The organism is Priestia sp. TRM10, from assembly GCF_057808375.1.
The window spans coordinates 292,842-313,900 of the sequence record NZ_JBJZOT010000011.1 but is presented as its reverse complement, the minus strand read 5'-3'; the positions used below and the strand labels follow the sequence as shown (position 1 = coordinate 313,900).

The following is a 21,059-nucleotide window of genomic DNA, read 5'->3' as shown; positions in this document are numbered from 1 at the left end:
TTGCATGATGAGTTTTTGGGTGCTCTCATTGTAAAACGAACGAAGAAAACAAAAACAGGGAAAACGGGGGACAAATCCCCGCTCCCCCTGTTTCACATTTACATTATAGTTGTTATAAAGCATGTAAGCCAACTACAAATTGTTCGAAATTTATAGTTTGAGGTAATTTATAACTTATAGACCTTGTTTTGCGATGTAAGCAGCAAGATCTACTACACGGTTTGAGTAACCACTTTCGTTATCATACCAAGAGATAACTTTAACCATGCTGTCTTCCATAACCATTGTAGAAAGAGCATCGATTGTAGAAGAGTTTGCGTTACCGTTGTAGTCACCAGATACTAGTGGCTCTTCGCTGTAACCAAGGATACCTTTAAGATCTCCTTCAGCTGCTTCTTTGAATGCTGCGTTTACTTCTTCAACTGTTACGTCTTTGTCAAGCTCAGCTACAAGGTCAACTAAAGAAACGTTTGGAGTTGGAACACGCATTGCTCCACCGTTTAATTTACCTTTTAATTCAGGTAATACTAATGATACAGCTTTTGCAGCACCAGTAGTTGTTGGGATGATGTTTTCAGCAGCTGCACGAGCACGACGGTAATCTTTATGTGGTAAGTCTAAGATTTGTTGGTCGTTAGTGTAAGAGTGAACTGTTGTCATCATACCGCGTTTGATACCGAACTTTTCGTTAAGTACTTTAGCGAATGGTGCTAAGCAGTTAGTAGTACAAGAAGCGTTAGAAATTACATGGTGGCTTCCTGCATCATATTTATCTTCGTTAACACCCATAACGATTGTGATGTCTTCTTCAGAAGCTGGAGCAGAGATGATAACTTTTTTAGCGCCTGCTTCTAAGTGTTTAGCAGCATCTGCACGTTTTGTGAAGAATCCAGTAGATTCAACAACGATATCAACACCAAGGTCACCCCAAGTTAATTTCGCTGGGTCACGCTCAGATAATACTTTGATTTCTTGGTCACCAACAACTAGGTTGCTGCCATTTACTTTTACTTCTTGATCTAATTTACCATGTACAGAGTCATATTGAAGAAGATGAGCTAACATGTTAGCGTCTGTTAAATCGTTAACAGCAACAACTTCAACCTCTGGATTATTTAGAGCTGCACGGAATACGTTACGGCCGATACGACCAAAACCATTAATACCAACTTTTACTGCCATGAGTAAAATCCTCCTTAAGAATGGTGAAATTTAAATTTATATGAAGAAATCTAAAATATTAGATCTCTCGCTAACTCCTTTGCTGCGCCTTCATCTGTTATAAGGATGGAATTGCGCGCTTGATTAAGAAAAGCCTTAATCGCTTTTGCCTTCGTTGAACCTCCTGCGACTGCAATAACATATTTATTGTGGTTCAAATCGTCAAGCTGTATGCCTATTGTTTTTACTTTGTGTACAATTTTTCCGTTTTGGTCAAAATAGTACCCGAAAGCTTCTCCAACAGCATGTCCATTTTTGATCTTATTTAAATCACTTTCTGTTGTTTGGCGTCTTTTTGCCATTGTCATTGCTTCTCCAATACCATGGAGAATAATGTTGGATGATCGAATAAGATGAAGCATGTCTTGAATTAAAGGCTCTTCAATCATCGAGCGATACGTATCATCACTAAGCTGATCTGGAACATGCAAGAGACGGTAATCTTGAGAAGAACGCTCCGCCATCTTGGCACAAATTGTATTTGCTTGGTTTTTCACATTTTCACCAAGCCCACCTCGTGCAGGAACGAAAGTGATTTTATGGTTTTTTACATGAGGCGTCATCATCTCTGCTACGGAAGCAAGAGTGGTCCCCCCTGTAACAGCGACAATGTTTTCTTCGGGTGCAAGGTATTTTTTCAAACAAGCAACGCTTGCTCTTCCCATTTCTTTTTTCACCCATGGGGAGAGATCACTATCGCCAGAAACGACAATTACTTCTGATAAAGAAAAGGCTTCTTTAATTGTTCTTTCCAATAAGGAAGCACCTGAAACTTCTTTCATACTATCTTCTAATTGCGTGAGTAACGTTTCCCCTTCATGCGTAAGCGTCATGCCTGTTGCTTGAACATGAATCAAATTTTGTTCTTTTAAAAAGGTCACTTCTCCCCGTAATACTCGCTCTGTAATGTTAAGGCTTACAGCTAAGTTACGGCGACCAATTGGTTGCATTAACCGTATGTACAACAAAATTTGGTAACGTCTTTCAAGCAAAGGTAGAAGATCTGGTATTAATTTTTTCTGTAATTGAATAATCGAATACATGAACCTTCCCCTTACAGCCAATTACATGGTCACTTTATGTCCCACGTAGACATATTATGTCCCGCATTGGCTAAAAAAAATCACCCCTGCTACAAAATTCATTTTATCAGGAGTATTGAGCTTATTCAACAAAAGAAAATCGCATATTTTATAGTAAGCGGTTCCATCGTTGAATATTCTACTTAAAAAAATTTCAAAACTCTTCTCTCTATCTAGAGAAAAAGGGCATGAGGTCGTCTTTTGTTACTTTACCATATGCCACAACATCTCCATTAATTTCTACTACTGGAATCATTAGTCCATATTTTTCAACTAAAAAGTCTTCTTCATATATGTCTTTTTCTTCAAATTCATACTTGATTTTTTTCTGAAAAACCGTCAAAAGATCTTTTGCCATATCACATAAGTGACATCCTTTTTTCGAATATAGAATAATTTTCATTTTTTCACCTCTAATACGTTTTCCGTAATGAGGAAGCCAAAATATTAAGCTGTTCACGATATTTTGCAACTGTACGGCGTGAAATGGAAACATCATATTGTTCTTTTAATTGTGAAACAATCTTCTTATCTGACAAAGGTTTACTTTTATCTTCATTCTGTACAATATGCTTAATAGCAGTCTTTACAGAGGTCGAAGATGTTTCTTCAAGCCCCTTTGCGATGCTTGTAGTGAAAAAATATTGCATTGGATAGGTTCCAAAAGGTGTTTGCACATATTTATTTTTTACCGCTCTACTTACTGTTGATTCATGCACATCAATAAAATCTGCAAGTTCTCTTAATGTTAGCGGTTTCATATTTGTTGGTCCATCTAAGAAAAATGATTTTTGTAATACTAATAAACTCTCCATGATTTTACCTAATGTTTCTCTTCTTGTTTCAATTCCTTTGCTAAGCCAGCTAAATTCTTTGTAGTGCTCTTTTAAATAAGCTTGAACTTCTTTATTGGCAGACGAAGCTGCGCCTCTTTTATACATTTTATCCATTTGGATATCGTAGTTATAATCATTGTTTCGCAGTACTATAAGTTTCCCACTCGCCTTCTGCTTAACAATAAAATCTGGTGTAACATATGCATCACTCACTCGTTCATACGCAGCACCTGGTCTCGGGTTTAGCTTCAACACTTTTTTTTGCAATTCCTGAATGGCAAAAAGGTTAATACTAGTCTCTTTTTCAATAGCTTTCCATTTCTTAAAAGCAAATTGATCAAAATACTCGGTAAGGATGATATAATCCTCTTCTGTTCCTTCTCCAACATAGTCAAGCTGAATCCATAAACATTGCGCTAAACTTTGTGCACCTACCCCTATTGGTTCGAACTGCTGTAGTACGCTTACCATTTCCTCTACTTTTTCAACGTCAATAGCAAGCAAACTAGCTAGCTCATCAGTAGTTTCCTGCAGGTACCCATTGCTATTTAAGCTATAAATAAGGTGTTGTAGAATCCTAGCTTCTTCTCCTGTGATTTTCATGTCACGCATTTGAGCTATCAAATAATCTTCTAACGTGCCTTTGCGTTCTTTAACAGGCAATTGCTCAGAGCTTGCAGAGTAGTGTTTTCTCTTAGAAAAAGCTCCATGAAAATCATTAATTTGAATAAGGGGATTCTGCAACGCTTTCTCCTGCAGAAACTCAAAAAGATCAGCTGTTGAAAACTGAAGAAGTGAAATTGCCTGTGATAATTCTGTTGACATATGAAGTTTTAGCGTTTGTTGTTGCCATAAAGAAGGCTCCATTGTTTTCCCCTCCCTTTTTCTATACTACTATAAAGTCTGAAAAATCAAAATCCTTTTCAGAAATTTTTCTTTATGTTTTCAACAAAATACTCCTATTTTTAAAAAAGAATCCCCCGCTTAACATCGCGAAGGATTCTTACTTACTTATTTCGCCAATGCAATTGTTTTAGCCATTGCTAAATATGGCGCTATTGCAGGGTTTCCATCCTTTTTTGTAAAGATTGATAGCTTCATTGGTGTGTTTCCTTTAACAAGAATAAATCTTGTTTCATCTTCCCCAAGTACAGCTGTATATGAAACGGCATTTGCTAATCCGATATTTTCGTCTTTTTTGAAATTATCAGGGTTAACAGCTTGAGCTAATGCCTTCACATTTTCCTCTTCTGCTGCCATATCAGCATTCTCATCTAACATTTCAATACGCATAAATGAATCTGAATTTTGCTTACTTGTAATAACATCTTTTTTAGGTTCTTCTGCTGAGAAAGTAAATCCATCTAAAAGATAAACATTATATCCTTGATTATCGCTAGATGTTAATGTTGCTTTCTCGCTTACAGATTGGCCATTATTTTCATAAGTAAGAGTCTTTTGTGTTCCATTACTCTCTTCTTCAGCCTGTTTTTCATTCTGAACTTCCTGAGCTTGTTTTTCATCTTGCGTTTGTTTTGCTGTTTCTTCTGTATTCTCTTCCTCTACAGAACCTTTGCTTTCTTCTTCTACATTTTCCTCTTCTGTTGAAGCTTCTTCTTTATCCGAAACCGTTGACTCTGCCTGCGAATCATCGTTTACTTCTTGCTTAGCACTTTCTTCATTATTTGTGCTCTCTTCATCGCTTGTTTGTTGCTTATTCTCTTCTTTTGTTGCGTCACCTTGAGCACTTTCATCATTTTGTTTTGCTGTTTCTGTGCTTTGATTTTCGTCTGTTGTGTTTTCATCTGAGCTTGATGAGTTGCTTGATGTTCCGCAGCCTGCTAACACGAGCATTAAGGCAAATACAACCGGAAGCAACTTATGTAGCTTTTTCAATTTTATTCCTCCTTTGTTTTTCCTTTCATATATAGTTTTAAAGCAAATTCGCTCAATTGACAAGCTTGGTCCATCTAAAAAAAAGACAATTTTCTACATTTTAGCCAATAAAAAAAGACAAGTTGGCAACCAACTTGTCTTTTTCGACACCCTCGATAGGATTCGAACCTACCCTAAGAGAACCGGAATCTCTCGTGCTATCCACTACACTACGAGGGCATGTGCATTCTTTATTATATGAAAATATGAAGGTGATTTCAAGTAATTCTGAATTGAACCTCTTTCTATCATTTATTTTTTGTATAAAATGTTTGTTTAGATTTAAGAGGATAAAATAAGACTTGCAAAAAAATTATAAAAAGGTGTCAGTATTTTTTTGTAGAAATAAACGTAGAGGGGTATAAAATCAGTCTTTTAAAAACAGAATGACTAAATCCTTTGAGGTTTAGACGTAGAAGTTTCGGGTAAAAATATAAGTGTTAGTTTTACTTTATAAGCAAGGTCGAAATAACTCGATTGTTTTTGTTTGACCTTTATTGACCTTAGCTGTATGATATTAAGTAAGATACATATTAAAATTTAGATTAAGAGGAGGAATTTTCATGAATCTAATTCCTACAGTTATTGAACAAACGAACCGTGGTGAGCGCGCATACGATATCTACTCTCGTCTTTTAAAAGACCGTATCATTATGCTTGGTAGTGCTATCGATGATAATGTAGCAAACTCTATCGTATCACAGCTGCTTTTCTTAACAGCAGAAGATCCTGAAAAAGATATCTCTCTTTATATTAACAGTCCTGGTGGATCAATTACAGCAGGTATGGCTATTTACGATACAATGCAGTTTATTCAACCAAAAGTATCAACAATCTGCATTGGTATGGCTGCTTCTATGGGAGCATTCTTACTTGCTGCAGGTGAAAAGGGTAAACGTTTTGCTCTTCCAAACAGTGAAGTTATGATTCACCAACCATTAGGTGGAGCTCAAGGACAAGCAACAGAAATTGAAATTGCTGCTAAACGTATTCTTTTCTTGCGTGACAAACTAAACCACATTTTAGCTGATCGCACTGGTCAACCACTTGAAGTTATCGAGCGTGACACAGACCGTGATAACTTTATGACTGCTGATCGTGCAATGGAATATGGATTAATTGATAAGGTATTAACAAAAGATCCATCAGCTAAGTAATATAAAAAACCTGTTTTCCTTTTTAGGAAAACAGGTTTTTGTATATAGAAGGCTAATCTTTTTTTTGAACAAAGTTTGCTAGAGCTTCAACTGCTTCTTCTTCATCATCTCCAGAAGCAATAAGATTAACAACAGCCCCTGAATTTAGGGCCAAACTCATTAATCCCATAATACTTTTAGCATTAATCTTTCTTCCCTCTTTCTCAAGAAAGACATCCGACTTGAATCGATTTGCTTCCTGAACAAAAAGTGCTGCAGGTCTTGCTTGTAAGCCCGTTTTTAAACGTATATCAATTTCTCTTTCCACCATATCTTCATCTCTCCCCTTTTAAGTTTGCACCTCTTCTAATGACTCTCCTAATCGTAACCTGTTGGCAATTTCATCAATTTTACGCAATCGATGGTTAATGCCGGATTTACTGATTTTTGAACCTGAAACCATTTCCCCTAACTCTTTTAGCGTTACATCTTGGTAAGCCACTCGTAGCTGGGCAATTTCTTTCAGTTTTTCCGGCAAAACATCAAGCCCAACTGTCTCTTCAATGTAACGAATGTTCTCTACTTGTCGAAGAGCTGCTCCAATTGTTTTATTCAAATTGGCTGTTTCACAATTTACAAGCCTATTAACAGAGTTACGCATGTCTCGGACAATTCGAACATCCTCAAATCGAAGCAGTGCATTATGAGCTCCAATTATATTCAAGAACTCAGTAATCTTCTCAGCTTCTTTCAAGTACGTAATAAATCCTTTTTTTCGCTCTAATGTTTTACTATTTAAGTCAAAAACGTTCATAAGCTCACAAAGAGAATCATTGTGTTCTTTATAAAGAGATGAAATCTCTAAATGATAGGAAGAAGTTTCTGGATTGTTAACAGAACCTCCTGCTAAAAATGCGCCTCTTAAATACGCTCGTTTGCAGCACTTTTTCTTTACTAACTCTTGTGAGATGGTCCGGACAAATGTAAATCCTTCTTCAATAATATGCAAATCTTGAAGAATGAAGCGGGCTTTCTCTTTCATTCGTACAATATAAACATTGTTCTTTTTTAATCGCATTTTTTTCCGAACAAGCAGTTCTACTGCAATGTCATAACTTTGTTTCAACAAAACATAAATTCTTCTTGCGATGGCTGCATTTTCAGTTTGAATATCTACAACAACTTTGCGATTTGCAAATGACATAGAGCCATTCATTCGAATCAGTGCAGATAACTGTGCTTTCGCACAACATTCTTTTACTTCAATATTTGTTAGCTCTTTTTTAGTAACTGAAGCAAATGACATGCTCTCACCCCCTCTTTTCTATTTTCAAAGAGCATATTTCCCCGTTATTCTTGATGAAGTAGCGAGAAAATGGTTTGTGCTACTTTTCTTGTATTATGTCGAATAACGTCTCCATCATATTGAATAAAATCGTCTGCAATAACATGTAGACCTAGTTTTTCCAACGTTCTTCGATCATAGTCAACGGGAATAGCTTTTTCTTCTTTATATTTAGTCTGAATTTCTTTAGGAATTTCTCCATTATGAACAATAATTGTATTTAAAAAAGGACTTGGAACATGTTTATACATAGCTAATACATGATCACTAGCTTTATAATCATGCGTTTCTCCAAGTTGTGTCATTACATTACAAACATAGATTTTTTTAGCGGCTGATTTACAAAGCTCTTCAGCAATCTGTGGAACAAGTAAATTAGGAATAATGCTTGTAAATAAACTACCTGGACCTAATACAACAATATCTGCTTCTCGAATAGCTTCGATAGTTTCTTCAACAGGCTCTATTGTTTCTGGAGTTAAGAAAACACGATCAATCGTTTTCTCTGCTTGGGGAATCATAGATTCTCCTGAGACAACAGTACCATCTTCCATCTTTGCATGTAGCATAACGCTCTTATTAGCTGAAGGAAGCACATTTCCACTCACATTAAGCACTTTACTCATTTCTTGGATTGCGTGCACAAAATTTCCAGTTATAGATGTCATCGCTGCTAGAATCAGGTTACCTAGCGCATGACCTGTTAACTGGTCCCCACTTGAAAATCGATGTTGAAAAAGGTCTTCTACAAGAGGTTCCACGCGTGAAAGCGCTACAAGAACATTGCGAATATCACCAGGTGCGGGAATACCTAGCTCTTCCCGCAACCTGCCTGAACTTCCTCCATCATCTGCGACAGTAACGATTGCTGTAATATCAATTGGATAATATTTCAATCCTCTTAGTAAAACAGGTAGCCCTGTTCCCCCTCCAATTACAACAACCTTTGGATGTGCTGTAGTCATTTACTTCTGTTTTCTCCTCTCAATATCTCGATGCAGTGGATTTGTTTTGAAATCTCCTTCAAAAACTTTGGCAAGATACTCAGCTAAAGTAACAGAACGATGCTGACCTCCTGTACATCCGATTGCAACAATAAGCTGACTTTTTCCTTCGCGTTTATACTGTGGAAGCATAAGCTTTAAAAGATCGATAAGCTTTTCAAGAAACTTTTGAGTATCATTCCATTTTAGTACGTAAGAAGACACTTCTTCTTGAAGTCCTGTTTTAGGACGAAGCGAATCAATATAATGCGGGTTTGGTAAAAAACGAACATCAAAAACTAAGTCAGCATCAATAGGAAGACCATATTTGAAACCAAATGAAACAAAATTCACGCTAAATACTTGAGAATTATTTGTTGAGAACTGCGTTATTACTTTTTCTCGAAGCTCGCGTGGTTTTAAATCCGATGTATCTAAAATGATCTGAGCTCTTCCCTTTAGGTCATCCAATAGCTCTCGTTCAAGCTGAATACCATCAAGCGGCATGCCTGTTTTGGCAAGAGGGTGAGAACGTCTTGTCTCCTTATAGCGTTGAACAAGAACATTATCTTTTGCATCTAAGAATAAAATTTGAGGCGTAATCCAAGATGTTTCATCAAGGTGATCAAGTGCCTGAAATAAACTATCAAAAAACTCGCGTCCTCTTAAGTCCATGACAACCGCTACTTTATTCATTTTTCCGTTAGACTCCTTCATAAGCTCCAAGAACTTAGGAATAAGCGTTGGCGGAAGGTTGTCAACACAAAAGAACCCTAAATCTTCAAAGCTTTGCACAACAACTGTCTTCCCCGCACCAGACATTCCTGTAATAATTACTAACTGAACTTCTTGTGAAGAATTAATGCTCATGTTTCTCCCCCTACCTAGTAAGATTATCCCTACTATTTATTGCAGACTATGAAGGATCGATTCTATAAGAAAGAAGCTCAAAGTCTTTTGTATATGTGAAATTTCCGTAGATCATGCCAGATCCTTTTGCAACATAGTCAATAATATGATGGTCTCCAGGAGCCATTGGAAGCTCATTAACTACATCAAGCTTATGCCAAGACAGCTTGCCTTCCTCAGATTCAAGGACATTTGTTCCATCAAATTCAGTTGCTAAAAAGGTAAACATCATCCATTCTGATACAACTTCATTTCCCTCTTTAATAACAAACGTAAAAATCCCTTTTACTGTTGGATTTTTTAAATAAACACCTGTTTCTTCTCTAAATTCACGAACAACAGAATCCTTTACAGATTCCCCCTGTTCCATCTTCCCTCCAGGAGCAACCCACCAGTTGCGGCGTGGTTTTTGGAGAAGAAGAATTTTATCATCTTTTAATAAGACACAGTTTGTTACACGCTGCATTTTTTCACCTCTGTTGTTTACGACTATTGTTTTTCTTATTATACAATGAAGGAGCAATAGACAACAATATATCGGCATCATTCACAAATGTTTAACAACTTCAATTTGACCTCTAAATTTACAAAAAAAGAGCACAGCTTGAACTCGCTGTGCTCAACGTAACGTATTTATAAAAGGGGGTCAATTACTTATCTATACTATAACGAACCAATGTAACATAGGTGTTACAGCACAGTTAAAAGGCAATTACGGTTCTGTTAAACTCCCCTTTTTGTCTTTTTCGCCTATTATTTAGCAGATTGTAGCTCTTCTTGTAACTCTTCTACATAATGTTGGATGCTTTGAGCAGCAATACTTCCATCACCTGTTGCTGTTACAATTTGGCGAAGTGACTTTTCACGTACGTCTCCGGCAGCAAAAATTCCCGGTACTTTCGTTTCCATACGTTCGTTTGTTTCGATATAGCCTTCTTCATTTGTAATACCTAAGTTCTCAAATGGTTTAGATAAAGGAACCATGCCGATGTAGATGAAGACACCATCAGTGTCTTTTTCAGATTCCTCACCTGTTACGGTATTAATAAGCGTAACTTTGCCTACTTTACCTTCACCTTCATGAATTTCTTTTACAGTATGGTTCCAAATAAAGTTTACTTTTTCGTTGTCAAACGCACGTTTTTGAAGAATTTTTTGAGCACGTAACTCATCACGGCGGTGAATGATTGTCACTTTAGAAGCAAAGCGTGTTAAGTATACGCCTTCCTCAACAGCAGAGTCTCCTCCACCAACAACAATAAGCTCTTTATTTTTAAAGAATGCTCCATCACAAACTGCGCAATACGAAACGCCGCGTCCGCTAAGCTCTTTTTCACCAGGAACGCCAATTTTCTTATACTCTGCCCCTGTACCAATAATGATTGCACGAGCTTTGTATTCTTTGCTTCCAGCTACAACAGTTTTGTACTCTTTTCCATCAATAACTTCTTTGATGTCACCATAAGCATATTCTGCTCCAAACTTTTTAGCATGTTCGAACATTTTATTTGAAAGGTCTGGACCTAAAATATTTTCATATCCTGGGTAGTTTTCAACATCTTCTGTGTTTGCCATTTGACCACCAGGTACCCCACGTTCAATCATTAAAGTTGAAAGATTAGCACGAGATGTATATACAGCAGCAGTCATACCTGCAGGACCTGCTCCAATAATAATGACATCATAAATTTTTTCTTCTGACATTTCTTCCACTCCTTCTTCACTTATGCATTTACTTATTCTTATCGTATAAGGTATTAGAAACATCGTCTATCTTTTTGCTCAAAAATTACAGTTTATTTCACAATCTTTCTCTAGACAGAAACAATGCTTACCGAACGGATTTTCTTTATATATTTTGACATTGTTGTAAGAGATATTCCATACTCTTGTGCAATTTTTTTCTGAGGTACTGGCCTTTTTAAATTTTGATAAAACATATATACAACACTTGCAGCAAAAGCAGAGATATTTTTCATTTCAATCTCAGTAAATCGCGCTTTGTTGTAAAGAGTATACCAATATACAATTCCTTTTTCCTCTTCTTCGCTTTGCAAGCTTTTTCTCATTGTTAAAGCAATTTGCAAACAGCGGGGAAGTTCCTCACTCTTTAGCATATCCTGAGAAAGAGTTTTCAAAAACGGGGAATACAGAAAGTGTTCTGTTTCTTTTGTTAGAAGTGTTTTTCTTTCTTCATTCTCCATTTGAGCTAAGAGATAAAGACCAAAGAACTGCTCTTCTTCACCTTGTTTTATATAATGAAGCACCTCTTGTATACCATCCGTTGAGGCTGCAATGTTCCATGGTTCTTCTCCCTTTTTTTCAGGAGAAGATACAAGCAGCTTTTCCCATGCCTGTTTTGCTAGGTTTTCATGTCCAATATAATAAGCGGAATAAGACAACCAATATAAAAATGTTGTATCTCGGGCAGCTCCCTTTTTATAAAGGCTATAGAGCCAACGATATGCTCCGCTATATTCCCCAATGACAGCAAATGTTACGCCTAATTTATATCGATGATCAAATGAGATAGGATAAACAACACGTAGTTTTGTAAGCTGTCTCTCTAGTAAGTCTTGCTTTCCTGTCTTAAAGTAGAAAACTGCTTCATTACAAAGAGCATGCAGATTTCCTGGATTACTTTCAAGGACTTTGCGTACATAAATCATCGCTTGTTCATATTCGTCTGTATAAAAATGAGCAAGAGCTAAGTTATTATAGGCAGCCCAAAACTCTGGATGTTCCTCAATGATCTCATGGAGAAGCTCTTTTGCTTCTTCAAATTGAGCCATTTCAAGCAATAGTTTTGCTTTCTCTTGCTGCATAATAAGACGATCTTCATTTTCATTCTCTTCTTCGTCTATATCATCCATTTCAATTGATAAAATTTCTAATAAATCTTCAACAGCTTGAGAAAACCGACCATTTTTTTCATTATTTATATATTGAAGTGCATGTTTCTTTGCTTCTTGAAAAAAACCAAGATAAGCATAATTATTTGCCATAAAATAATGGCATTCATACACTGATTCTTGATTTGCATTCTGCAAAGCAGATTGTAGCAATTCGTTTGACTGCTGATAATCCCCTAAGTCTGTTAAAATTACAGCTAGCTGACAGAGCACAACCGTATTTTCCGGTTCAAGTTGCAATACTCTTTCTATATATCGTTTTGCTTTCTTTACGTTTCCTCTTTTGTAGGCTTTAATGCCTCTATCGAAAAAGTACTCGCTTGTTTGAACCAACGGAATAACTTTAGCCGCTTCTGAGCGTGTGTTTTTCTCCATTCCGTCCTCCATGTCCACTATTTATTTCACCTGAACTTTTTGTGTAGTATAGTTATTTCTTCAGCATGCTGAAAAATGCTGCTCATCAAAAGCTTATAAAAAAAGCGCTTTGACAGGCAACAAAAGAAACCATATTTTCATGCCGAATGACTTTATTTATATCGTTCGTAGTATATCACACTTAATAGCTTCGAGAGTAGAGGAGACCGTTAACTTTTTACTGGGAGCGACAAAAAAGACGCTCACTATACGTGAACGTCTTTTCTTTGTTATGATCCGTGTCTTTCTTCTAAAACGCTAAGCACTTCATCAAGTGGGAGCTTCTGTTCACGAAGAAGAACGAGCAAGTGATAAAGTAGGTCAGCTGCTTCCCATTTTAACTCTTCAGGATCACGGTTCTTTGCAGCGATGATCACTTCTGAAGCTTCTTCTCCGACTTTTTTCAGAATTTTATCTACACCTTTTTCGAATAAGTACGTTGTATAAGCTCCTTCTGGACGTTCCTGTTCACGAGCTGCAATAACTTGTTCAAGTTGATTAATAATAGCAAAGCGGTTATCAGATGAGGCAAATTTCTTCTCTACAAGCTCCTTATTAAAACAAGAATATTTTCCAGTATGACAAGCAGGTCCATTAATTTCAACTTCTACAACAAGAGCATCTCCGTCACAATCATAACGCATCCCTACAATTTTTTGATTATTACCAGATGTTTCTCCTTTATGCCAAAGCTCTTGTCTTGAGCGACTATAGAACCAAGTTTCTTTAGTCTCTAAAGATTTTTCCAATGATTCCTTGTTCATATAAGCTAATGTAAGGACTTCTTTACTTATCGCATCTTGGACAATAGCTGGAACAAGTCCTTTTTCATCAAATACAACATCTTCTAGGTTCATCGTACGTTCACTCCTCGTTGTCTTAGCGCTGCTTTAATTTCCCTTACTGACGTTTCTTTATAGTGAAAAATAGAAGCTGCTAAACCAGCGTCTGCTTTTCCTTCTTCAAATCCTGCATAGAAGTGCTCTGCATTTCCAGCTCCACCTGAAGCAATCACAGGTACAGACACAGCTTCACTCACAGCCTTTGTTAGTTTTAAATTAAATCCTTGTTTCTCGCCATCACAATCCATACTTGTTAAAAGAATTTCACCTGCTCCTGCTAACACAGCCTCTTTCGCCCATGAAACTACATCCCACTTAGTCTCGTTACGTCCTCCGTGTGTGTATACACGCCACGACCCTAGCCCTTCATCCCATTTGGCATCAATTGCAACGACAATGCATTGAGAACCAAAGAAGTTGGCTCCTTCTGTAATAAGCGAGGGATTTAATAAAGCAGCTGTATTTAACGATACTTTGTCAGCACCTGCTCTAAGCATTCTTTTCATATCCTCAAGCGAATTAATCCCTCCCCCAACAGTAAAGGGAATCGCTAATTGTGAGGCAACTTCTCTTACCACATCAACCATTGTTTTACGACCTTCATGAGAAGCAGAGATATCTAAAAAAACTAGTTCATCTGCACCTTCCTCATCATAAAACTTTGCAAGCTCAACAGGGTCTCCCGCATCGCGAAGTTCTACAAATTGAACGCCTTTTACAACACGCCCCTCTTTTACATCAAGGCAAGGAATAATTCGTTTTGTAATCATTTCTCCACCTCTTTAAGTGCTTCTTTCACGGTAAACTGCTCTGTATAAAGAGCCTTGCCGACAATAGCTCCTTCAATCCCGCTTTCTCCATACGCGGAAAGATTCTTAAGATCAGCAAGAGAACTGACACCACCTGAAGCAATCACATTTGCTTTTGTAACTTCAGCAAGTTCTCTGACTGCCTCCACATTTGGACCAGACAGCATACCGTCTGTAGCGATATCTGTAAAAATAAAAGTTTTAGCTCCTTCAGCTGCGAGCTTCTGACCAAGCTCTGTCGCTTTAATTGTTGAAGTTTCAATCCATCCTTCTGTTGCAACATATCCGTCTCTTGCATCAATTCCAATGGCAATTTTCTCTCCGTATTTGTGAAGCATATCCTTTACAAACTGAGGGTTTGAGATAGCAGCACTTCCTAAAATAACGCGGTCAATTCCATTCTCTAGATAAAACGCTACATCTTCCTCTGTTCGAATCCCACCGCCGATCTGAACAGACACATTCAATTCCTTTTTAACACGTAAAACATGGCTATCGTTCACTCGAGCTCCTTTTTTAGCTCCATCAAGGTCTACCATATGAATCCACTCGGCTCCATCGTTCGCAAATACTTTTGCCATATCAAGCGGTGAATCTCCATAGACCGTTTCTTTACTGTAGTCCCCTTGGATAAGGCGGACACATTTTCCCCCGCGCATATCAATAGCTGGATAAATCGTAAAATTACTCACTTCTTTCTCCTCGCTTCTCCACATAGTTTGCAAAGTTTCTTAGCATCTTTACCCCGATATCGCTGCTTTTTTCTGGATGAAACTGAGTTCCAAACACGTTGTCCCTGCCAACAACAGCGGGTACTTTAACATCATAATCAGCTGTTGCAATAATTGCTTCTTTATCGTCTGTATCTACATAATAAGAATGAACAAAATAAACATGCTCTTCTTCCACATTTGTTAATAGCTCTGAGTCTCGGTTAAATGTTAGCTTATTCCATCCCATATGAGGAACTTTATATGACTCACCCTCTGCTGTAGTGCCTTTGAATTTAATAACGCGCCCTTTTAAAAGACCAAGACCATCAGATATTCCATTTTCTTCGCTTTGTTCAAATAGAAGCTGCATCCCTAGACAAATACCAAGAAGAGGTTTTCCTCTATCTGCTTCCTCTTTTATAAAAGAAGCAAGTTTTTGACGGTTAAGCTCCTCCATAGCATCTCCAAATGCTCCTACGCCTGGTAGAATGTAACCTTTTGTTTTCTTAAGCTCTTTGGGATCATTTGAAACAATATAGTCATAATCCAAACGCTCAAGTGCTTTACTGACGCTATAAAGATTTCCCATTCCATAATCAATAATGCCAATCATACTACAACATTCCTTTCGTTGAGGGAACGCCTTTAACACGAGGATCAACCATTGTTGCTTCATCTAATGCACGGCCGAGCGCTTTAAACACAGCTTCAATAATGTGGTGTGTATTGCGACCATAGTGAATAATAACGTGTAAATTCATACGAGCCTCTAGCGCAAACTTCCACAGAAACTCATCAACAAGTTCTGTATCAAATGTTCCAACTTGGCTTGCTGGAATATCTCCTTTTAATTCAAAATGAGGACGATTGCTCAGATCTACAACAACTTGAGCAAGTGCATCATCCATCGGCACCATAGCTTGGCCATAACGCTTAATTCCTTTTTTATCTCCTAACGCATCTTTAAAAACTGAACCAAGACAAATTCCGATGTCTTCTGTTGTGTGGTGGTCATCAATTTCTGTATCTCCATTTGCTTTAATATCAAGGTCAAACTGCCCGTGTTTTGTAAACAAATCAAGCATATGTTCCAGAAACGGCACGCCTGTTTTGATCGAAGACTTTCCTTCTCCATCAATGTTCATACTTAAAGCAATATCTGTTTCGTTTGTTTTACGTTCAATTGAAGCTTCTCTCACTTTAATTTTCTCCCTTCGATTTAAACCTTGATTCAACAGCACGTGCATGTGCTTCTAACCCTTCTAAGCGGGCAAATGCAGCAATTTTGCTAGCATTTTCGATTAATGCCTTCTCACTATAAGAAATAATGCTTGATTTCTTAACAAAAGACTCCACAGAAAGCGGACTAGAAAATGCCGCTGTTCCATTTGTCGGCAAAACATGGTTTGGCCCTGCAAAATAATCTCCAACAGGTTCTGAACTATATCTTCCCAAAAAGATTGCTCCTGCATGTCGAATTTGACCAAGTAGATTATGAGGATCTTTTGTGACAACTTCTAAGTGCTCTGGAGCCAATTTATTCACAACAGTAACAGACTCTTCTAATGACTCTGTTACATAAATAGCTCCATGATCTTCTATGGAAGCTAAAGCAATGTCTCTTCTAGGCAGTGTTTTTAATTGTTGCTCTACTTCCTTCTGTACACGATAGGCAAGTTCTTCTGAATGGGTAACGAGAATACTTGAAGCAAGCCGATCATGCTCTGCTTGAGAAAGAAGATCTGCTGCAACTTCATCCGGATGTGCTGACTCATCTGCTAAGATGACAATTTCACTTGGACCTGCAATAGCGTCAATATCAACAAGGCCAAAGACTTCACGTTTTGCAAGTGCAACAAAAATATTCCCAGGACCTACGATTTTATCAACAGGTGCAATTGTCTCTGTTCCATAAGCAAGAGCACCGACAGCTTGTGCTCCTCCTACTTTGTAAATTTCATCAACTCCAAGCTCGTTCGCCGCAACGAGAACACCAGCTGGAAGTTCGCCTTTTTCGTTTGGAGGAGACGTCATGACAATTCGTCCTACTCCAGCAACTTGAGCTGGAATAACGTTCATTAATACTGAGGAAGGATATGCTGCTGTCCCACCTGGCACATATACACCAACAGCATCAAGCGGTGTAACCTGCTGACCGAGCATTGTCCCATCTGGTTTTGTTACAATCCAAGATTGGCTTTTCATTCGCTCGTGGTAATCACGGATATTTTCCGCGGCTTCTGTGATGATATTCACTATGCTATCGTCAATTTGTTCATATGCGCTTTTAATCTCTTCTTCTGAGACGCGGAAATCTTTCAGCAATGCTCCATCAAACTTCTTTGTATAATCTTGAAGAGCTTGATCTCCTCGCTTCTCAACGTCTGCTAATATACTAATAACAGTTTCACGCTGTTCCCCTGTCCCATTATCAATTTTCCGTTTTAAACTTAGCTCACTCGTTACTTTCCGAATGTCCATCTTTTCTCACCCTTCTAAAACTGAAGCTAATTTTGTTACGATTTCATCAATTCGCTCGTCTTTTAAACGGTAGCTTACAGGATTTACAATTAACCGAGATGTAATATCTTCAATATGTTCGAGCTCTATGAGTCCGTTCTCTTTTAATGTTTGCCCTGTTGAAACAATATCAACAATTCGATCGGCTAATCCCACAATAGGAGCAAGTTCAATAGATCCATTTAAGCGAATAATCTCCACTTGTTCTCCTTGTTCTCTAAAATATGAGGAAGCAACGTTTGGATATTTTGTTGCTACCTTTGGGGCAACTTCATCGCGAATGGCATTAGGTAAACCAGCTACAGCAAGATGACATTTGCTAATCTTTAAGTCTAGAAGTTCATAAACGTCTCGTTCTTCTTCAAGCATGACATCTTTCCCAGCAATTCCAAGGTCTGCAACTCCATATTCTACATATGTTGTGACATCCATTGGCTTAGCCAAAATAAAGCGCATGTTCTCAGCTTCTACGTCCACAATAAGCTTTCTTGAATCATCAAATTCTGCTGGAAGAGAAAATCCAGCTGTTCGTAGCAAGTCTGCTGCTTCTTCAAAGATACGACCTTTCGGCATAGCAATTGTTAAAGGGCTGCTCATTTATTTTCACCTCGTGCTTTTCCAATTAAATATGTGACGTCGTCAAACTTTTGTGTGAAAGAGTCAACGTCTTGGACTCCTGCAATGTTCTGAATAACTACTTTTTCCTGAACCTTTCTTTTCTCTTCCGCAAGAGCAAAAGCTTCAGCAAGTCTTTCGGTACTATATAGGATACAATCTATTTTTTCCTCTTCTTCAGGAGCATTCAATGCTTCTAATAGACGATTAAGCTGAATGCCAAATCCTGTTGCAGGTGTGTTTTGATTAAACTTTTCCAAAAGTTCATTATATCTTCCACCATTTCCAATTTGAGATCCGACGTTTTCAGCATAAACTTCAAACAAAATGCTGCTGTAATAACTCATATGACTTACAAGATTAAAATCAATCTTAATTTCATTTGTAACACCATATACTTCAAGAAGCTTCCAAAGGTCGCGAAGCTGTCTTCCTGCCTTCTTCCCTTCTTCACTTTCAGCAAGGTCAATTGCATCCACAATTTTCGTTTCATCTCCGCGTAGTTCAAGAAGCTTCAATAAGCGATCTCGATCAATGGAAGAAAGACCTAAGTTTTGGACATGGTTACGATAGCCAACATAATTTTTTTCATAAAGATAACGACGCAGGACATTCGCTCGTTCTTCATTTCCGACAATTTCTAAGAAAAGCGAATTAATGTAGCCAACGTGCCCAATTGCAACCTTAAATGATTGTAATCCTGCTTTTTTAAGGGCACTAATCATGAGAGAAATGACTTCTGCATCACTTGTAATTGTTCCGTCCCCAATAAGTTCAATCCCTACCTGTTCAAATTCTGACGGTCTTCCTCCCTCATCCTGCTGTGTTCGATATACGTTTGCTTCATAGGCAAGACGAAGTGGAATATCATTAGCTAATTTGGATGAAGCAACCCGTGCAATTGGCGTTGTCATATCTGGTCTTAAGACAAGTGTCCGTCCTTGTCGATCAAGAAGTTTAAAAAGTTGCTGATCTAGAATAGCTGAAGCATTTCCGACCGTTTCGTAATATTCTAAAGTTGGAGTTTCCATATATTGATATCCCCAATTTTTAATCTCCCCAGCAAGCTGATCACGAACTGCTTTTTTTCGATTATAAAGCTGTGGCAATGTATCTCGCATTCCAAGTGGCTTTTCAAACATAAATAACTTCGACATCGTAACCATCCTTTGATTTAAAATAAAAACACTTTATCGCACTAACGAATTAGAGAAATAATGAATTAAAGTTATTAGTAGTTTACATCTTTCATTTCGCCTCGTCAACAGTTCACGCTCAAATAATATATGAAATAATCAAATTTTCTGTTTATTGGTCCTATCTTTATAATACCTATTATTTCCATGATTAGCGAACAAAAAAACCTTGGCCGAAGCCAAGGTTTTTTTAATGTTCAAGTTCAATACTTCTATTGTTATATATTGCTGTATCAATTTCTTTTGTTGCTTTACTTGTGACAACTCCTGCTGTCATACTTCCGCTTACGTTCAATGCTGTACGCCCCATATCAATAAGAGGTTCAACTGAAATAAGCAGACCTGCAAGTGCTACAGGAAGGTTCATTGTAGAAAGAACGATTAAAGCGGCAAACGTTGCTCCACCGCCGACACCAGCTACTCCAAATGAGCTAATAGCAACAACAATAATTAATGTTGCAATAAATGAAGGCGAAAATGGATTAATGCCAACTGTTGGTGCAATCATTACAGCAAGCATTGTAGGATAAATACCTGCACATCCGTTTTGCCCAATAGACAAGCCAAATGACCCAGCAAAGTTTGCAATTGCATCAGGGACACCAAGCTTCTTCGTTTGTGTATCAATGTTGATTGGCAATGTTCCAGCGCTTGAACGTGATGTGAAAGCAAAAAGCAACACTGGAATGATTTTCTTCACATACGTAATTGGGTTCAAGCCGAACACAGATAAAAGAATAAGATGAACTAAGAACATTACAATTAACGCAACGTATGATGCAATTACAAAGACACCAAGATTTGCAATTGATTTTAAGTCACTTGTTGCTGCTGTTCTCGTCATGATTGCTAACACTCCAAATGGAGTAAGACGAATAACAAGCGTTACAATACGCATTACAATTGTACGGATAGATTCAATAATCTTTTCAAACATTTCTGCTTGTTCAGGCTGCTTTCGTTTTACACCTAAGAAAGCTATCCCAATGAACGCAGCAAAAATAACAACCGCAATTGTTGAAGTCGGACGAGCTCCTGTGAAATCAAGGAATGGGTTAGCTGGTAGTAGTTCAACAATTTGTTGTGGTAACGTTAAATCTTTGACACCTGTAAGCTTATCTTCAAGCTCAAGACCTCTACTTTGTTCAGCAGAACCCCCATCAATCTGATTTGCATCTAGATTAAACAAAGCTGTTGTTCCAATACCGATTGCTGATGAAATAGCCGTTGTTCCAAGTAAGATACCGATAATAAGGACACTAATTTTCCCGATATTCTTCGTCATTTTCAAACGTGTAAAAGCTGAAACGATTGAAATGAATACAAGTGGGACAACAAGCATTTGTAGAAACTTAACATAGCCGTTTCCGACAATATTAAACCAATCTGATGACGTTACAACAACGTCTGATGTTGCTCCATAAATAAACTGTAAAATAAGACCGTATACAATCCCTAAACCTAAACCTGTGAAAACACGTTTTGAAAATGAAACATGTTTTCTCTGCATATAGACAAGCAGTCCGATGAACACTGCCATAATTAAAATATTAATAATGATATACAAAGTATCCACAGCTGTTAAACCTCC

The 21,059-nt window shown here is 37.6% G+C and carries 22 protein-coding genes and 1 tRNA gene; 1 reads left to right on the top strand and 22 read right to left on the bottom strand.

Features of this window, described 5'->3' with window-relative positions:
• Window positions 1-174: 174 nt before the first annotated feature.
• The 6 genes from gap to ACK3CR_RS09885 form a co-directional block, all read right to left on the bottom strand.
• Window positions 175-1,182 (bottom strand): type I glyceraldehyde-3-phosphate dehydrogenase, encoded by a 1,008-nt coding sequence (gene gap, locus ACK3CR_RS09910; protein WP_019394942.1) that lies wholly within the window; start codon window positions 1,180-1,182, stop codon window positions 175-177.
• 50 nt (window positions 1,183-1,232) lie between these two features.
• Entirely contained in the window at window positions 1,233-2,264 is a 1,032-nt protein-coding gene (locus tag ACK3CR_RS09905; protein WP_488975310.1) for a sugar-binding transcriptional regulator, read from the bottom strand.
• 208 nt (window positions 2,265-2,472) lie between these two features.
• The gene (locus ACK3CR_RS09900) at window positions 2,473-2,706 is read right to left on the bottom strand and encodes a glutaredoxin family protein (protein ID WP_243516612.1); all 234 of its coding nucleotides are present in this window, start codon (window positions 2,704-2,706) and stop codon (window positions 2,473-2,475) included.
• Between the two features lie 10 nt (window positions 2,707-2,716).
• Window positions 2,717-4,006: an RNA polymerase factor sigma-54 gene (gene rpoN / locus ACK3CR_RS09895; protein WP_243516610.1), complete on the bottom strand. Its 1,290-nt coding sequence runs from the start codon at window positions 4,004-4,006 to the stop codon at window positions 2,717-2,719.
• 144 nt (window positions 4,007-4,150) lie between these two features.
• Window positions 4,151-5,035: a hypothetical protein gene (locus ACK3CR_RS09890; protein ID WP_328122134.1), complete on the bottom strand. Its 885-nt coding sequence runs from the start codon at window positions 5,033-5,035 to the stop codon at window positions 4,151-4,153.
• A gap of 147 nt (window positions 5,036-5,182) precedes the next feature.
• A tRNA-Arg gene (locus tag ACK3CR_RS09885) sits at window positions 5,183-5,254 on the bottom strand.
• A gap of 383 nt (window positions 5,255-5,637) precedes the next feature.
• Between ACK3CR_RS09885 and clpP the strand changes: the two genes are divergently transcribed.
• Window positions 5,638-6,231 carry an ATP-dependent Clp endopeptidase proteolytic subunit ClpP gene (gene clpP, locus ACK3CR_RS09880; RefSeq protein ID WP_019394937.1) on the top strand — a complete coding sequence of 198 codons (594 nt, stop codon included), beginning with the start codon at window positions 5,638-5,640 and terminating at the stop codon, window positions 6,229-6,231.
• 52 nt (window positions 6,232-6,283) lie between these two features.
• Here the strand turns inward: clpP and ACK3CR_RS09875 are convergent, their stop codons facing one another.
• The 16 genes from ACK3CR_RS09875 to ACK3CR_RS09800 all read right to left on the bottom strand — a co-directional run bounded on the left by ACK3CR_RS09875 (window position 6,284) and on the right by ACK3CR_RS09800 (window position 21,008).
• Window positions 6,284-6,541, bottom strand: coding sequence for an HPr family phosphocarrier protein (locus ACK3CR_RS09875; RefSeq protein WP_019394936.1), 258 nt, complete (start codon window positions 6,539-6,541; stop codon window positions 6,284-6,286).
• An 18-nt stretch (window positions 6,542-6,559) separates the two neighbouring features.
• On the bottom strand, window positions 6,560-7,516 hold the full coding sequence (whiA, locus tag ACK3CR_RS09870) for a DNA-binding protein WhiA (protein ID WP_040060227.1): 957 nt from the start codon (window positions 7,514-7,516) through the stop codon (window positions 6,560-6,562).
• 44 nt (window positions 7,517-7,560) lie between these two features.
• Window positions 7,561-8,520, bottom strand: coding sequence for a gluconeogenesis factor YvcK family protein (locus ACK3CR_RS09865; protein WP_019394934.1), 960 nt, complete (start codon window positions 8,518-8,520; stop codon window positions 7,561-7,563).
• The gene (gene rapZ / locus ACK3CR_RS09860) at window positions 8,521-9,408 is read right to left on the bottom strand and encodes an RNase adapter RapZ (RefSeq protein ID WP_019394933.1); all 888 of its coding nucleotides are present in this window, start codon (window positions 9,406-9,408) and stop codon (window positions 8,521-8,523) included.
• Window positions 9,409-9,454: 46 nt separating this feature from the next.
• Window positions 9,455-9,913 (bottom strand): NUDIX domain-containing protein, encoded by a 459-nt coding sequence (locus ACK3CR_RS09855; RefSeq protein ID WP_019394932.1) that lies wholly within the window; start codon window positions 9,911-9,913, stop codon window positions 9,455-9,457.
• A gap of 287 nt (window positions 9,914-10,200) precedes the next feature.
• Window positions 10,201-11,214, bottom strand: a complete 1,014-nt coding sequence (gene trxB / locus ACK3CR_RS09850) for a thioredoxin-disulfide reductase (RefSeq protein WP_328122133.1) — start codon at window positions 11,212-11,214, stop codon at window positions 10,201-10,203.
• A 47-nt stretch (window positions 11,215-11,261) separates the two neighbouring features.
• Entirely contained in the window at window positions 11,262-12,734 is a 1,473-nt protein-coding gene (locus ACK3CR_RS09845; RefSeq protein WP_328122132.1) for a tetratricopeptide repeat protein, read from the bottom strand.
• Window positions 12,735-13,003: 269 nt separating this feature from the next.
• On the bottom strand, window positions 13,004-13,630 hold the full coding sequence (hisIE, locus tag ACK3CR_RS09840; RefSeq protein WP_243516601.1) for a bifunctional phosphoribosyl-AMP cyclohydrolase/phosphoribosyl-ATP diphosphatase HisIE: 627 nt from the start codon (window positions 13,628-13,630) through the stop codon (window positions 13,004-13,006).
• Window positions 13,627-14,385, bottom strand: coding sequence for an imidazole glycerol phosphate synthase subunit HisF (gene hisF / locus ACK3CR_RS09835; protein ID WP_243516600.1), 759 nt, complete (start codon window positions 14,383-14,385; stop codon window positions 13,627-13,629). The genes hisIE and hisF overlap by 4 nt, the downstream gene beginning before the upstream one ends.
• Window positions 14,382-15,116, bottom strand: coding sequence for a 1-(5-phosphoribosyl)-5-[(5-phosphoribosylamino)methylideneamino]imidazole-4-carboxamide isomerase (gene hisA, locus ACK3CR_RS09830; protein WP_243516597.1), 735 nt, complete (start codon window positions 15,114-15,116; stop codon window positions 14,382-14,384). Before hisA ends, hisF begins: the two co-directional genes overlap by 4 nt.
• The gene (gene hisH / locus ACK3CR_RS09825; protein ID WP_243516595.1) at window positions 15,109-15,750 is read right to left on the bottom strand and encodes an imidazole glycerol phosphate synthase subunit HisH; all 642 of its coding nucleotides are present in this window, start codon (window positions 15,748-15,750) and stop codon (window positions 15,109-15,111) included. The genes hisA and hisH overlap by 8 nt, the downstream gene beginning before the upstream one ends.
• A 1-nt stretch (window position 15,751) precedes the next feature.
• Window positions 15,752-16,384: an imidazoleglycerol-phosphate dehydratase HisB gene (gene hisB / locus ACK3CR_RS09820; RefSeq protein WP_243516593.1), complete on the bottom strand. Its 633-nt coding sequence runs from the start codon at window positions 16,382-16,384 to the stop codon at window positions 15,752-15,754.
• The gene (gene hisD, locus ACK3CR_RS09815; protein WP_243516591.1) at window positions 16,338-17,618 is read right to left on the bottom strand and encodes a histidinol dehydrogenase; all 1,281 of its coding nucleotides are present in this window, start codon (window positions 17,616-17,618) and stop codon (window positions 16,338-16,340) included. The genes hisB and hisD overlap by 47 nt, the downstream gene beginning before the upstream one ends.
• 6 nt (window positions 17,619-17,624) lie before the next feature.
• Window positions 17,625-18,254: an ATP phosphoribosyltransferase gene (gene hisG / locus ACK3CR_RS09810; RefSeq protein WP_488975309.1), complete on the bottom strand. Its 630-nt coding sequence runs from the start codon at window positions 18,252-18,254 to the stop codon at window positions 17,625-17,627.
• Window positions 18,251-19,429, bottom strand: a complete 1,179-nt coding sequence (locus ACK3CR_RS09805) for an ATP phosphoribosyltransferase regulatory subunit (RefSeq protein ID WP_488975308.1) — start codon at window positions 19,427-19,429, stop codon at window positions 18,251-18,253. The genes hisG and ACK3CR_RS09805 overlap by 4 nt, the downstream gene beginning before the upstream one ends.
• A 229-nt stretch (window positions 19,430-19,658) precedes the next feature.
• Window positions 19,659-21,008: an L-cystine transporter gene (locus tag ACK3CR_RS09800; RefSeq protein WP_488975338.1), complete on the bottom strand. Its 1,350-nt coding sequence runs from the start codon at window positions 21,006-21,008 to the stop codon at window positions 19,659-19,661.
• Window positions 21,009-21,059: the final 51 nt, after the last annotated feature.